The 15,111-nt window shown below is 35.4% G+C and carries 8 protein-coding genes; 4 read left to right on the top strand and 4 right to left on the bottom strand.

Annotated elements, in window-relative coordinates; all coding sequences use genetic code 11:
* Positions 1 to 25: 25 nt before the first annotated feature.
* The 4 genes from KFZ70_RS07230 to KFZ70_RS07215 form a co-directional block, all read right to left on the bottom strand.
* Positions 26 to 2,335 (bottom strand): glycoside hydrolase family 65 protein, encoded by a 2,310-nt coding sequence (locus KFZ70_RS07230; RefSeq protein ID WP_139695622.1) that lies wholly within the window; start codon positions 2,333 to 2,335, stop codon positions 26 to 28.
* 11 nt (positions 2,336 to 2,346) lie between these two features.
* On the bottom strand, positions 2,347 to 3,003 hold the full coding sequence (gene pgmB / locus KFZ70_RS07225) for a beta-phosphoglucomutase (protein ID WP_139695624.1): 657 nt from the start codon (positions 3,001 to 3,003) through the stop codon (positions 2,347 to 2,349).
* A gap of 14 nt (positions 3,004 to 3,017) precedes the next feature.
* Positions 3,018 to 4,367 carry an MFS transporter gene (locus tag KFZ70_RS07220; protein WP_139695626.1) on the bottom strand — a complete coding sequence of 450 codons (1,350 nt, stop codon included), beginning with the start codon at positions 4,365 to 4,367 and terminating at the stop codon, positions 3,018 to 3,020.
* Between the two features lie 131 nt (positions 4,368 to 4,498).
* Positions 4,499 to 5,572 (bottom strand): LacI family DNA-binding transcriptional regulator, encoded by a 1,074-nt coding sequence (locus KFZ70_RS07215; RefSeq protein ID WP_139695628.1) that lies wholly within the window; start codon positions 5,570 to 5,572, stop codon positions 4,499 to 4,501.
* 346 nt (positions 5,573 to 5,918) lie between these two features.
* Between KFZ70_RS07215 and KFZ70_RS07210 the strand changes: the two genes are divergently transcribed.
* The 4 genes from KFZ70_RS07210 (at position 5,919) to KFZ70_RS07195 (ending at position 15,071) form a co-directional block, all read left to right on the top strand.
* The gene (locus tag KFZ70_RS07210; protein ID WP_139695631.1) at positions 5,919 to 8,999 is read left to right on the top strand and encodes a TonB-dependent receptor; all 3,081 of its coding nucleotides are present in this window, start codon (positions 5,919 to 5,921) and stop codon (positions 8,997 to 8,999) included.
* Positions 9,000 to 9,010: 11 nt separating this feature from the next.
* On the top strand, positions 9,011 to 10,564 hold the full coding sequence (locus tag KFZ70_RS07205; protein ID WP_139695634.1) for a RagB/SusD family nutrient uptake outer membrane protein: 1,554 nt from the start codon (positions 9,011 to 9,013) through the stop codon (positions 10,562 to 10,564).
* Positions 10,565 to 10,581: 17 nt separating this feature from the next.
* A complete protein-coding gene (locus KFZ70_RS07200; RefSeq protein WP_139695636.1) occupies positions 10,582 to 12,105 on the top strand; it encodes a SusE domain-containing protein in 1,524 nt (507 codons plus the stop codon).
* A gap of 65 nt (positions 12,106 to 12,170) precedes the next feature.
* A complete protein-coding gene (locus tag KFZ70_RS07195; RefSeq protein WP_139695639.1) occupies positions 12,171 to 15,071 on the top strand; it encodes an alpha-amylase family glycosyl hydrolase in 2,901 nt (966 codons plus the stop codon).
* The last annotated feature ends 40 nt before the right edge of the window (positions 15,072 to 15,111 follow it).

Raw genomic sequence — 15,111 nt, 5'->3', positions numbered from 1 at the left:
ACTTGAAAATGCTTTGATTTTAGTCTTAGTGTTCAACAGTTAAAGGTGTATACTCCAATTTAGTCAACTTACCATTCACTAAAATATCTAGTGCTTCGCCTTTTACAACTTGAAAACTTGTGTTGCTCTGAGTAACATTTACCTTTAAAACATGATTTCTGAAGTTTACTTTAAAAGAATACCCCTGCCATTGCTTTGGAATTTTAGGTGCAAAGGCTAATAAATCATCCTTAACACGCATGCCTCCAAAGCCTTCAACAATACTCATCCAAGTGCCTGCCATAGACGTAATGTGTAAGCCTTCATGAACTTCATGATTATAATCGTCAAGATCCAATCTAGAAGTGCGTAAGTAAAAGGTATAGGCCTGATCCATTCTACCCAACTTTGCCGCCTGAATACTATGTACACAAGGTGACAATGAACTTTCATGTACCGTAAATGGTTCGTAAAAATCAAAATGTCTTTCAAGTGCTTCTGTTGTAAAATCATCTTCAAAGAAGTAAAACCCTTGTAAAGTATCTGCCTGTTTAATGTAGGGTGAACGTAAAATTCTATCCCAAGACCACTTCTGATTGATAGGTCGTTCACTTTTAGGTAAATCGGCCACAGTGATTAATTCTTTATCTAAAAACCCATCTTGTTGTAAGTATACGCCATGCTTTTCTGAGTATGGAAAATACATGTTTTGGGCAACTGCTTTCCACGCTTCTAATTCAGATTCAGAAAGGTTTACTTTTGCGTTGATTCTGTCGTAATCGGTAAAATAATTGGTTTTTACTTTTGCGATATTTTCTAAAGCATATTCAATACACCATTTTGCCAAATAATTGGTATACCAGTTGTTGTTTACATTATTTTCATATTCATTAGGCCCTGTTACACCAAGAATAACATACTTATCCTTATCGGTAGAAAACGTAGCTCTTTGGTGCCAAAAACGCGCAATACCTATAAGTACTTCCAGTCCTTTTTCAGGGATGTAACTATAATCTCCCGTATATCTGTGGTAGTTATAAATAGCAAATGCTATGGCGCCATTTCTATGGATTTCCTCAAAGGTAATTTCCCATTCATTGTGACACTCTTCACCATTCATGGTAACCATAGGATATAAAGCAGCTCCATTGGTAAACCCTAATTTACCTGCATTCTCAATAGCTTTATCTAAATGGTGATAACGGTACTCTAAAAGTGTTCTAGCCACCTGCTGATCTTTTGTGGCCATATAGAAAGGTATGCAATAGGCTTCGGTATCCCAATAAGTGCTTCCGCCATATTTTTCTCCTGTAAATCCTTTTGGACCAATATTTAATCTGGCATCTTTACCTAAATAGGTTTGATTTAAATGAAAGATATTAAAACGAATACCTTGTTGCGCTTTTACATCGCCTTCAATAACAATATCTGCCATGTCCCAAATTCCAGCCCATGCTTGCGCTTGATCTGCTAACATTTTCTCAAACCCTTTAGCCGTAGCTTTCTGAAGCACCTCTTTAGCGGTATCAACTAATTTTGATTTATCGTAATATCTGTCTACAGTATAGCCACCAAATTTATGAATGGTAAAGGTTTCATTCTGCTTAATTTGAGCGGTATAACTATAGGTAATTTTAAGGTCTTCAATTTTGGTCTCAGGCTCAAAATCTTTTGAAATGCCATTAACCAACAATTGCGATGTCATAAACGCGCAAGTGTGAAAACCTGTTTTCATGGTTTTGGCTTCAATAAAAGCCTGTTGATTGGTTTCACTTATTTTAGTTGTATCCCAAAATTTATCATCCCAATTAGAATCTTCATTCATGATGCCTGAATCTAAATATGGTTGAAAGGTAATTTCGGCATCAACATTTAAAGGAGTTACTTGGTAGCGAATAGCACCAACCTCATCTAAATCTAAACTTAAAAAGCGAACCGATTTTACTTCTACTTCAATATCATTAGGAAGGGTGGCTCTGAAAGTTCTAGATAACCAACCTTCTTTCATATTGAGTTCTCTTCTGAAATCATCAACCGATTTACAGGTATTCAAATCTAAGGATTCCCCATTAACAATTACGTTTATACCTATCCAACTTGGTGCATTAAGTACTTTAGCAAAATATTCTGGATAACCATTTTTCCACCAACCTACGCGTGTTTTATCTGGATAATACACCCCAGCGATGTAACTTCCTTGAAATGTTGCCCCAGAGTATTGTTCTTCAAAATTGGCACGTTGCCCCATGGCACCATTACCAATACTGAAAATACTCTCAGAAGCTTCTACATGACTTGGCTCAAATCCTTCTTCAATGATTGACCAATTGTTTGGTTTTATATAATCTAAATTCATTATTTTCTATTTTATTCTGAAATAAACTGAGCAAAGAAATCTTCTGGTATTTCAGTTAAGTTGTTAAAGTTAAAGTTTGCATGGCTTAGTGTTTCTTGATCACCAATACCTATAGAAACCATATGGGCTGCTTTAGCCGCTTCAACCCCTGCAATGGCATCTTCAAAAACGATACATTTTTCAGGAGGAAGCCCTAATTTTTCAGCGCCTATTAAAAAAACTTCAGGGTCTGGTTTGGCTTTAGATACGCTGTTACCATCAACAATGGCTGCAAAACGATCTAACAATCCTACCTGTTTTAAAATTAAAGGAGCATTTTTACTTGCAGATCCCAGAACGTATTTTACCTCAAGCGCATCTAAGTTATTAAGCAAATCTTCTGCTCCAGGAAGTATTTCGTCTGGCCCCATTTTAGTAATATAACCAAGATACACCTCATTTTTACTGATAAGATATTCCTGCTTTTTTTCTTCAGATAGTTTTACATTGCCAATGTCTAGTAAAATCTCCAAAGACCTTACTCTACTAACGCCTTTAAGCAATTCATTATGAGCCTCAGTAAACTCAAAACCTAATTCATCTGCCAAATCTTTCCATGCTAAAAAGTGATACTTTGCCGTATCTACTATCACACCATCCAAATCAAAAATTACTCCTATTGTACTCATTTTTCTTATTTATATTAAACGACATCATCAACGTCTTTCACTTTAAACACCAAAGACGCTGCTATTAAAAAACTTACACCACTCATTACAAGAGCAAAAATGGCGTGATTACTGTATGCATATTTTACTAACGGACCACCAATTAATGCATTTACTATTTGCGGAATCACAATGAAAAAATTAAAGATCCCCATATAAACACCCATTTTTTTTGGTGAAATTGATCCTGCCAAAATAGCGTAGGGCATAGCTAAAATACTAGCCCAAGCCATTCCTACCCCAACCATAGAAAGTATTAGCCAATTTTTATCTGGCATAATGTATATAGAAAGCATTCCTAAACCTCCTATGATTAACGATATAGAGTGTGTTTTTTTTCTTCCTACTTTTTTTGCTATATAGGGTAGTGCAAAGGCATAAAATGCGGATATCAAGTTATACACCCCAAAAAGGATTCCCACCCAATCACCTGCATTTTGATAATCAGCACTACTACTATCTGTATGTGGCAAGCCATAAACATGTTGTGCAATAGCGGGTGTTGCAAATACCCACAACCCAAAAAGACCAAACCAAGAAAAGAACTGCACCCAACTGAGTTGGCGCATAGTTACTGGCATTTTCTTGAAGTCTTCAAAAATATCTAATAAACTAGATTGTTCTTCCGTTTGCTGTACTTCGTCATTTTCATTTGATTGATCTTCAAAACTAGCTAATTCTTCAGGAGAATACTCTTTTGTAGTTAAGACCGTTACTAAAATTGAAATAACCAAAATTATGGCTCCTATAATGAAGGATAGGATTAAATTAGTTGGTACAACGCCTTGAGAGGTTTCATTGGAAACACCAAACCAATTTGCTAGAGCATAAGGCAACCACGAACCTATTACGGCACCAAAACCAATAAGAGCCGTTTGCACACTAAAACCTAAGGTTCTTTGATCAGTTCTTAAATTATCACCAACAAGCGCCCTAAAAGGCTCCATAGCAATATTAAAAGATGCATCCATAATCATAAGCATGCCTGCACCAACCCATAAGGCCGGTAAGAACGCAATAAAAATATCGGCTTGTGGCATTAAAACCAACCCAATTGAAGCCAAAATGGCTCCAACTAAAAAGTAGGGTTTTCTTCTTCCAAACCTGCCCCAAGTATTATCACTGTAATGCCCAATAACAGGTTGCACAATTAAACCCATTAAAGGCGCTATAATCCAAAACCAAGACAGATGATGCACATCAGCCCCAAATATTTGAAGAATTCTACTAGCATTGGCATTTTGAAGGGCAAATCCCATTTGAATTCCAAGGAATCCGAAACTCATATTCCAGATTTCCATGAAACTTAATCTACGCTTTTCCATTAAATAGTATATTTTAAATTAATACTATTTGATAAGCGATATACTTATCAAAACTTAAAGTGAGAAGAGAAAATATAAGTTTTGATTAAGTCACAAAGATATAAAAGATTTTAATTTATCCTAACTATTTTTTATTTAGTTGATTCTCTTTCAATAATTTCTGTTTCAATCACCATTTTAATATAGTCTGGTTTTCTATCATTATTAATAATGTATTGATCTATTTCCGCTTCTTGAGCTTCCAATCTATCTATTAAAAGATTAGCCGCTTGTTCACCCATTCTTTGACCATGTTGACTAACCGTAGTTAAACTTGGTGATGCGTGTTTAGATAATACGCCATCAGTAAAACCAATCACCTGTACATCATCAGGAATTCTATATCCTAATTTCTTTGCTACTTTCATAGCACTCACAGCATATAACTCATTTACTGCAAAAATGCCATCAATACCAATATTGCTTTTAAGGAATTGCTCTATTTCTTGTTCTAATATCTCAAGATGATTCTCTACATCTAGCCCGTCATCTATTTTTAAAACAAGATCTGGATTTACAGGCAACCCATTCTTTTGAAGCGCATACATATAACCTTCTGTTCTAAGCTTCCCAACACTAATATAATCCATAGTGCTAATCAGTGCTATGTTTTCACTTTGTTTTGATATTAGCTTTTCAACAGCTTTTACTGCACCATTAAAGTCATCAACAATAACTTTGTCACAATCTACTTCATCGGCAACCCGATCAAACATAACAATAGGCATGCCTTGACTCATGGTTTCATTAAAATGATGAAAATCTTTTTTTAAAAGCGTTTCTTTAGAGATAGACAGAATAAACCCATCTATACTTCCATTAGCCAGTAGCTCCATGTTAATAACCTCTTTTGTAAACGATTCATTGGATAACCCAACAATAACATTATAACCCCTCCTGTTAGCAATTAACTCTATTCCTCTAATAACTGTAGAAAAGAAGTGATGAACAATCTCTGGGATAAGAATTCCGATAGTTTTCGTTTTCCTGTTTTTTAAGCTTAAGGCAATATTATTGGGTCTATAATTATACAATTTAGCAAAAGCCTGAATTTTTTGTGTGGTATCCTGACTTATTTCAGGGCTATTACTCAAGGCTTTAGATACCGTAGAAATAGAAACATCTAACTCCCTAGCGATTTGTTTTAAGGTTATTTTTCTTTTCATGGATTAAAAATCTGACCAAACTTTTAGATAAAAACGCATCAAATAACTATTACATCTTAAAGATGAGCTTAAAATTTTCATTTTATCAATTCATTAATAAAATAAGCTAAAATTATGAATATGTAAAAATAGTAAACTAAAAGTTTACAAATATCAATTTGAAACAAATACTTTATGCTATTATTAATTTTACTAATCATTTTACCACAAGTTGTTAACACGAAAACGTTTTCGCTAGGAATTTCGTAATAATACATAACTTATTTCTGATTTCTTTAACTAGTTTTGAACGGAGAAGTGAAAATATAGTTAAAAAAGCAAAAAAAATTTAAACTAAACGGTAAGAATGAAAACGACTACTAAAAAATTGTTGTTCCTAATGTTATTACTGCCTGTTTTTATGTTTGGACAAACAACAGTGCAAGGAACAGTAACAGAACTATCAACTTCTGAACCGCTGCCTGGCGTAAATGTCTTAATAAAAGATACAGCCACGGGAGCAGCTACAGATTTTGATGGGAATTTTGAATTGGAAGTGAATACAGGTGATATTGTTGTATTCTCTTATATTGGTTATCAGCCACTTGAAGTCACCTACACGGGTCAAGCGAGACTTGATGTACAGTTAATTGAAGACACCGCACAACTTGATGAAGTGGTGGTTATTGGTTACGGCAGTGTTAAAAAAGAAGATTTAACAGGATCTGTAGATGTTGTGTCTTCTAAAGATTTTAACAAAGGAGCTGTAGTTTCGGCTGATCAATTGTTAAATGGTAAGGCTCCAGGGGTAAGAATAACTTCTGCTGGTGGTCAACCAGATGCAGCACCCAATATTAGAATTAGAGGTGGTGCCTCTTTATCAGCCAATAACAATCCTTTAATTGTAATTGATGGTATTCCAGTTGACAACACTAATCCTGCGGGAGTATCCAACCCACTTTCTCTGGTTAATCCAAATGACATTGAAAGCTTTAGTGTATTAAAAGATGCATCTGCAACCGCCATTTATGGATCTAGAGCATCAAACGGGGTAATCATTATTACCACTAAAAAAGGGACTTCTGGGGAAGTTAAATTTAATTTTAGTTCAACCACATCTTCTTCTACTGTACAAGAAACTATTGATGTTTACAGAGGTAATGAATATGTTGATTTTATTAAAAGCACGTTTCCTAATCAAGATTTCAGACTGGGCGTTCCTTTAAATACGGTTGACACTTCAGAGCCAATATCTAAAATAATTAATACATCTCAAGGACCAAGAGCCATCTATAATACGGATTGGCAAGATGCTGTTTTAAGAACAAGCTTTGCTTCAGACCTTAACTTCAGCGCAAGAGCGAATCTTTTTGATGTTTTACCTTTTAGAGCTTCTATTGGTTACAACAATACAGAAGGTGTTGTTAAAACTAATGATTATGAAAGAATTACAGCCTCGTTAAAGTTAACGCCAATGCTTTTAGATGATCACCTAAAAGTGGATGTTAATGCAAAGGGTATATTTGTAGACAAAAATACTATTGATGATGGAGGTGCTCTTGGTGGCTCTTTATCATTTGACCCAACCAAACCTGTATATAACAATAATTCTCCCTTTGGCGGGTATTACACCAATTTAAATGATCAAAACGCTATTGATGGTCAAAGTAACCCATTAGCATTACTTAAACAACGCAGAAGACCAGAAAAAGTTAGTAAAATTTTAGGAAACATAGAGTTAGATTATAAATTCCATTTTCTTCCTGAATTGCGATTTGTTGTTAATGCAGGACTGGAAGCTTCTAAAGCAAAAATCGTTGAAACCTTTTCTGAAAATGCCATTGCAACTTACAGATTAGACAATTCAAATTCTACCCCTGGTAATCAAGTTTTTGTTTTTAATCCAGGTGAAAACTATAGAGAAAATCAGGACATAACAAATACTACTTTAGACGGTTATTTGCAATACAGAAAAGAATATGACGAATCATTTGTTAATAGCTTTGACGTTCAAGGTGGGTATTCTTATCAAAATTTTAAAAATGATGGGAATAAAGTAATTTACAGATACAACACAGAAACTGGACTTAGAGAAATTCAACCAAACACAGCAAATCCTACAAACAGATACTATAATGTTTTGAATTTGCAATCGTTTTTTGCTCGCTCTAACATCAATCTTAACAACCGCTATCTTGTTACTCTTTCTTTAAGAGCTGATGGTTCCTCGTTATTTACAAAATCAAACCGATGGGGTTATTTCCCTGCCGGTGCATTGGCATGGAAAGTTAAAGAAGAATCCTTTTTAAAAGACGCTAGTTTTTTCAATGATTTAAAAGTTCGTGTTGGTTGGGGTGAAACAGGCCAACAAGATATCACAGGAGTTGTTGGTCAATACCCTTCTATTCCTTTATTTGAACCTGGCTCTGATATTGCGCAATACCTTCCTGGTGTTACTATTTACAATGCTAAGGCTTTTAACCCTGACTTAACTTGGGAAAAAACAACTACCTATAATGCTGGTATTGATTTTGGGCTATTTGAAAGCAACATTTTATCTGGTGCGTTTGACATCTTTAGAAGACAAACACGAGACTTATTAGTAAACGCTCCCGTTGGACCAGGGCAAGGTTTAACCAACCTATTTCCACAAAATATTGGAGAGACTAAAAGTGAAGGATTTGAATTCAACCTAAACTTAAATGCTATAAGAAATGAGAATACTAATCTTTCTTTAAACGGTAATATAGCATACGCCAAAACAACAATTACCAACCTAAAAAATGTAAGCACCATTCCTGCTGGAGGTGAAATTCCAACAGGAACAGGTGTTGGTATTGCTTACCACAAAGTTGGAGAAGAAGCTTATTCAGCTTGGGTATTTCAGCAAATATATGACGAAGATGGAAGACCAATTGCAGGTGCTTTTGTAGATAGAGATGGTGATGGTATAATCACTAATAATGATCGCTACTATAAAGCACTTAGACCGAATTGGACTTTTGGTTTCGGACTTAATTTCAATTATAAAAATTGGGATTTCGGAACTAGTTTCAGGGGACAAATAGATGGACAAGTATACAACGGTATTAAGTTGAACCGTGGTTATCTAGAAGCCGCCCTACCAAACAACACCCAAAGTTTAAGTAATACGCTCAACTTTACTAACGGCGCTGCTGATCCTAATTTTACAGATATTCAAGGAAACATTCCTTTCTCTGATTATTACTTAGAAAATGCGGCCTTCTTAAGATGTGAAAACATCATTTTAGGATATACATTTAACGAAATTTTGAAAGGAACTAATCTTAAATTATTTGGCGCTGTAAATAATGCCTTTTTAGTGACAAAATATAGTGGTCAGGATCCTGAAAATTTCGGAGCTATTGATAATAACTTTTATCCTAGACCAAGAATATATTCTTTCGGATTAAATCTTGACTTTTAAAAACTATGACGATGAAAAATAAAATAATATACTTTTTTATGTCCTTAATGCTTATTTCAAATGTAAGCTGTATCGACGAATTAGACACCAAACCCCTTGTTGAGCTATCCCTTGACGAATTATTAAAACAAGATCCTGACGCCGTAAGAGGAATTTTATCCAGACTTTATGCCTCATTTGCTCTATCTGGCGTACAAGGCCCTGATAAATCAGACATTAGTGATAATGCGGGAGAATCTCCTTTTTTAAGAGGTATTGTAAATCTACAGGATTTTACCGCTGATGGTATGAAAAATAGGTGGGGTGATGATGGTTTAGACCAATTAACTACAACTAGCCGTTGGGATGAAAACAATAAATTCTTTAGATATTTATTTAACCGCGTATATTTTACCGTACCACAATGTAACAACCTACTTTCAATTTTACCTAATATTGACGTAGAAAACAAAGAAGGCATTATTAGCGAAGTACGCTTTTTAAGAGCTTTGGCGTATTATTATTTAATTGACACCTTTGGAAAAGGCGTGTTAGCCACGGAAGAAAATTTTGGTAATTCCTCACCTCTTCCAGAAGCTTCTCGTAAAGAATTATATGATTTTGTAGAAAAAGAACTAATTGCTGCCGAAGCTGCTTTACCACAAACAAATAATTATGGTCAAGCAAGTAAACCTGCAGCACAAATGTTATTGGCTAAATTATATATGAACGCTGAAGTATATATTAACGAAGATCACTATACTGATGCCTTAATATACATAAAAAAAGTAATTGATGATGGAGGGTACACCCTAGATGAAAACTTTGTAAGCCTTTTTTCTGCAGATAACTTTGCTTCTACTGAAATTATCTTCCCTCTAATTGCAGATTCTGATGTAAGCCAAAGTTACGGAAACACTACCTATATTGTAAACGGATGTTTAAGCTCTGAAACAATGACTCTTGCAGATTATGGTGCTACCGATGGTTGGGCAGGCCACAGAGCTACAAAAGGATGGTATGGTTTATTTGGAGGAGAGTCAAACGTAGGCCCTGGCGCTACTGATGACAGAGCAAAATTATTTTGGACTTCTGGTCACAACTATGAAATGAACGACTATAAAGAATGGAAAGATGGTTATCCTGCAATTAAATTCAGAAACTCTAATGCTGATGGCTCTGGTATTGCTACAAGTTTTTCTAGCACAGATTTTCCCTTGTTTAGGTTAGCTGATGCTTATTTAATGTATGCAGAATGCGTATTACAAAAAGCCTCTGGTGGAGACGAAGCCACTGCATTAAAATATGTGAACGACGTTAGAGAACGCTCAAATGCCACTCCTATAAACTCAACCCAGTTAACTCTTGATTTTATTCTTGATGAAAGAGGAAGAGAATTAAATCTTGAAGGTCATAGAAGAAGTGACTTAATTCGTTTTAAAAAGTTTACTGGAGGTAGTTATGTATGGCCATGGAAAGGTAATGTTGCAGAAGGCACATCTATCCCTGAGCATTACAAACGATTCCCTATTCCGCTACAAGCCTTACAAGCTAATCCTAATTTATCACAAAACGAGGGATACTAATTAAAAACTAAATTGAAATGAAAAAAATACTAAATATATGCATGATGGTTATAACCATTATAGCCTTAAATTCATGCGAAGAAAAAGACACCTCTGAGTTTATAGCTCAGGAAGCCACAGATTTTACGTTTAGCACATCATTTTTAGAGAACTACTTATTAAATAACAGTTTAGGCAACAATTTAGCGGAACGTTTTACCTGGCGTGATGCTAATTTCGGCATACCAACCGAACGTACGTATGAGCTTCAAGCAGCAACCATGGAAGACTTTAGTGATTACACAAATGATCCTGATGATTCCAATTATAAAGCTTATAATCTTGGCACTAACATTGGAGGGAACGAAATCCCCGCAACCGTTAAACAATTTCTGGCGTTGGCAAAAATAGCAGGATTAGATAACGACCCAGAAACACCTGCTCCCAATACGGGTAAATTGTACTTTAGAGTACGTGCAACCATAGGGAAAGATAACCTCGAATCCTTTTCGGCTATTCAGGCTTTAAACATTGAACTTCAAGAAGGGGAAGAAGAAGTTGGAGGACCTAATTGCCCATCATGGTGGGTAGTTGGTGCTGGTGCTCCTGATGCTGGATGGAATTGGGATAATCCTATAGAATTTTTATGTACAGATCAGATATACACTAGTAATATTAATCTTGCCAATGATAGTTTCAGATTTTTTACTGAAAAAGACAATTGGGATTCTGGATTAAACTTTCCATATTTTGTAGACGAAGGATACAGTATTGATCCTAATTTTGAAAATGCTATGGATGGGGATGAGAACTTCCGTTTTATAGGAACTCCTGGAAAATATTCTTTAACTATTGATTCTGTAAACAAAACCATTAAACTAGGACCTCCTGCCGCCGAAGATCCTAATTGTGACTCTGTATGGGTTGTTGGAGCTGGTGCCGTTGACGCTGGTTGGAACTGGGATAGTCCTATTGAATTCTTTTGTACCGATAATGTGTACTCAACCAACATCAAATTAACAAATGATGCGTTTAGGTTCTTTTTAGAAGAAGGAAACTGGGATTCTGGACAAAACTATCCTTTCTATGCTAATGATGGATATACCATTGATAGCTTACTAGAAGATGCTCAAGATGGAGATAACAACTTCAAATTTAATGGCACCCCTGGAACCTACTTACTAACTGTAGATACTGTAAACAAAACCATCACCTTAGGCATTCCTAGACCTGAAGAACCTAACTGTGATTCTGTATGGGTTGTAGGTGCTGGTGCTGTTGATGCTGGATGGAATTGGGACAGTCCTATAGAATTCACATGTACTGATAATGTTTACAGTGCAAGTATCAATTTAACAAATGATGCGTTTAGGTTCTTTTTAGAAGAAGGAAACTGGGATTCTGGGCAAAATTATCCTTTCTACGCTGATGATGGGTATACTATTGACACCCTATTGGAAGATGCACAAGATGGAGACAACAATTTTAAATTTAATGGCACACCAGGTATTTATTACTTCACAGTTGACACCGTAAATAAAATAATAGATTTAAGACAATAATGCTTTAATCATTCCAAAAGGGCTATAATTTTATAGCCCTTTTTTTTTCAATAAAAACTCTTATTATGAAAAAAATTACTTTCATATTACTTTTTGCACTTGCTTTTCATTTCTCAAAAGCTCAAGTAACGCTTTCCCCAAATGCATTTGAAGTTGATCAATCTATAACTATTACGGTAGATATTAATAGTAATGCTTCGGATTGTAACGGTTTGACTAATCCTTCAAAAGTCTACATGCATTCGGGAATTGGTGATAATTCTGATGCTTTTGGATTCAAAGTAGTAGGTAATTGGGGACAAGATGATGGCGTAGGAGAAATGCAAAACCAAGGAGGAGGTATTTGGTCAATTACAATAACACCAAAAACGTACTTTGGATTAACAGATACGCAAAGCATAAATGCCACTCAATTAGGTATGGTATTTAGAAGTCCTGACGGTAATCAAGAATTAAAAGCATCAGGCTGTAAAGACTTTGTTTTTGCCGTAGGAATTGTTATTATAAATATTGTTGAACCTACATCAAACCCAATATTTATTGAAGCCGGAGAAAACCTAACCGTAAAAACTAATCTGTCATTTCAGGGCAGCATTGAACCAGGCGAGTTTACTTATTTTTTGGATGGTGTAGAAAAAGCTTCAGGCATGGGATTTCCAAACGCTCAGGGCATAATAAATAATATTACTCAAAACGGCACATTAAAAGTTGTTGGCTCGCCTTTAAGTGGTTCTGATATTGGCGAAGCAACAAGAGCTATTATTATAGTACCTCCAACCATTGAAGAAGCACTTCCTAATGGACTAGCTGAAGGTATTAATTACAACACTTCTGATGCAACAAAAGCAACTTTAGTATTAAACGCGCCAGGTAAAGAATATGTGCAACTTGCAGGGAGCTTCAATAACTACAATCCGTCTAATTCTGATTTTATGAAAAAAGATACAGGATCGGACAAATTTTGGATAGAATTAACAGGACTCACTCCTAGTCAGATTTACACATATCAATATTGGGTCTATGATAAAAATCCAATTGCTGGGTCACCGGCTCTAGTTAAAACTGCCGACCCTTATTCTACGCTAGTATTATCCCCCTTTGATGACCCTGGAATACCTTCAAGTACTTATCCTAATTTACCAACCTATCCCGCTGGACAGGAACGTGAGGTTACCGTTTTGCAAACTAACAAACCTCAGTATAATTGGCAGGTCACAAATTTCAATAGACCTAAAAAAGAAGATTTAGTGATTTACGAAGTCTTAATTCGAGATTTTGATGCCAATAGAAATTACCAAAACATCATTGACCGCATTGACTACTTTAAAAATCTCAACATTAATGCCATTCAACTTATGCCCGTTATGGAGTTTGAAGGCAATGAAAGCTGGGGATATAACACTTCATTTCATATGGCTTTAGATAAGTTTTACGGTACCGAAGATAAATTTAAAGAACTTATAGACACTTGTCACCAAAATGGCATAGCAGTGATATTAGACATCGCTTTGAATCATGCTTTTGGAAGAAACCCTATGGTACGTATGTGGATGAACGACCCCGATGGTGATGGCTGGGGTGAACCAAGCGCCGAAAACCCTTATTTCAATGAAACACCAAGACACGCCTATAATGTAGGTTCTGATTTTAATCATTCAAGTGACGTAACACAAGCTTACACAAAACGCGTAGTAAAACATTGGATTGAAGTCTTTAATATTGATGGATTTAGATGGGATTTAACAAAAGGGTTTACACAAAACTGTACTGATGGTGACGAAACCTGTACAAATAATTTTCAACAAGACCGCGTAGACGTTTTGAAAGAGTACGCTGATTATTCTTGGAGTTTAGATGCCACGCACTATGTGATTTTTGAACACTTAGGGTCTGATAATGAAGAAAAAGAATGGGCCAACTATCGTATAAATGAAGGTAAAGGTGTAATGATGTGGAGTGAAGAATGGGGCGCCTTTAAAAACCTTGGCCAAGGTCAAAATAACACTATTAATATTGACCGCATGGGACATAAAGCTCATACAGGGTTTACAGGAAAACGTGTTATTGGTTACCCTGAAAGTCATGACAAAGACAGAATAATGTATGAAATGACACAATTTGGAGTTGATACCAACCCATCTCACAACGTGAAAGAATTAAATATTGCATTAAAACGTATGTCTGCAATTGGAGCTGTTTCTTTGCCTATTCCCGGACCAAAAATGATATGGCACTTTGCTGCATTAGGTATGAACAATTCCATTTTTACTTGTAGCGATGGGTCAGTAAACACAGATTATGATGCCATACCAGGAGATTGTAAATTAGACACTAAGCCGCAACCACAATGGACGGAAAATTGGTTAAGCAACACTAATAGAAACCAAATTTACAAAGATTGGGCAAGGCTAAATGCTTTAAAAATTAATGAACCCGTATTTGAAGGTGATTACAATATAACATCTGGAACCCAAACACCTAGAATTAGCATCTTTACAGGTAACGAAAATAGCCAAGGTACCGATTTAAAAAATGTTGTAATTATAGCAAATTTTGCAGTAACAGCACAAAATGTAAACCCAAACTTTCCCTATGGTGGTTCTTGGTATGATTTAATGGATGAAAGCAATTCCACGTTAATTGATGGAAACACAAACACCATTAACTTAGGTCCTGGAGAATTTAAAATATACGGTAATAAAGGGGTTACCTTATCAAATAGTAGTCCTGAATTTATTCCTAGCTTCCAAATATTTCCCAACCCTTCACGTGGAACATTCAGCTTAAATGCCGATGTAAATCATGTTGAAATCTATAATATCACAGGAAAGGTAATTAAAATCTTCAAAGGAACATTTTCAAAGAATTTTGTTTTTGATGTTACCAACTTACCACAAAGTATTTATCTTATTAAGGCAAAAAATAACAACGGACAAGTTAACACCGTTAAGCTTGTGAAATTATAGTTTATTTGTTTAAACCGAAAAAGCTTCTCAACTCAAGAAT

Source organism: Allotamlana fucoidanivorans (genome assembly GCF_045788535.1).
Lineage (GTDB): Bacteria > Bacteroidota > Bacteroidia > Flavobacteriales > Flavobacteriaceae > Allotamlana > Allotamlana fucoidanivorans.
Note: the sequence above shows the minus strand (reverse complement) of the source record. Positions and strands in the feature narration are given on the sequence as shown.

Excerpts from the sequence above, each read along its gene's own strand:
- pgmB (WP_139695624.1), bottom strand. The coding sequence starts at position 3,003 with ATGAGTACAATAGGAGTAATTTTTGATTTGGATGGTGTGATAGTAGAT.
- KFZ70_RS07230 (WP_139695622.1), bottom strand. The coding sequence starts at position 2,335 with ATGAATTTAGATTATATAAAACCAAACAATTGGTCAATCATTGAAGAA.
- KFZ70_RS07210 (WP_139695631.1), top strand. The coding sequence starts at position 5,919 with ATGAAAACGACTACTAAAAAATTGTTGTTCCTAATGTTATTACTGCCT.
- KFZ70_RS07205 (WP_139695634.1), top strand. The coding sequence starts at position 9,011 with ATGAAAAATAAAATAATATACTTTTTTATGTCCTTAATGCTTATTTCA.
- KFZ70_RS07215 (WP_139695628.1), bottom strand. The coding sequence starts at position 5,572 with ATGAAAAGAAAAATAACCTTAAAACAAATCGCTAGGGAGTTAGATGTT.
- KFZ70_RS07200 (WP_139695636.1), top strand. The coding sequence starts at position 10,582 with ATGAAAAAAATACTAAATATATGCATGATGGTTATAACCATTATAGCC.
- KFZ70_RS07195 (WP_139695639.1), top strand. The coding sequence starts at position 12,171 with ATGAAAAAAATTACTTTCATATTACTTTTTGCACTTGCTTTTCATTTC.
- KFZ70_RS07220 (WP_139695626.1), bottom strand. The coding sequence starts at position 4,367 with ATGGAAAAGCGTAGATTAAGTTTCATGGAAATCTGGAATATGAGTTTC.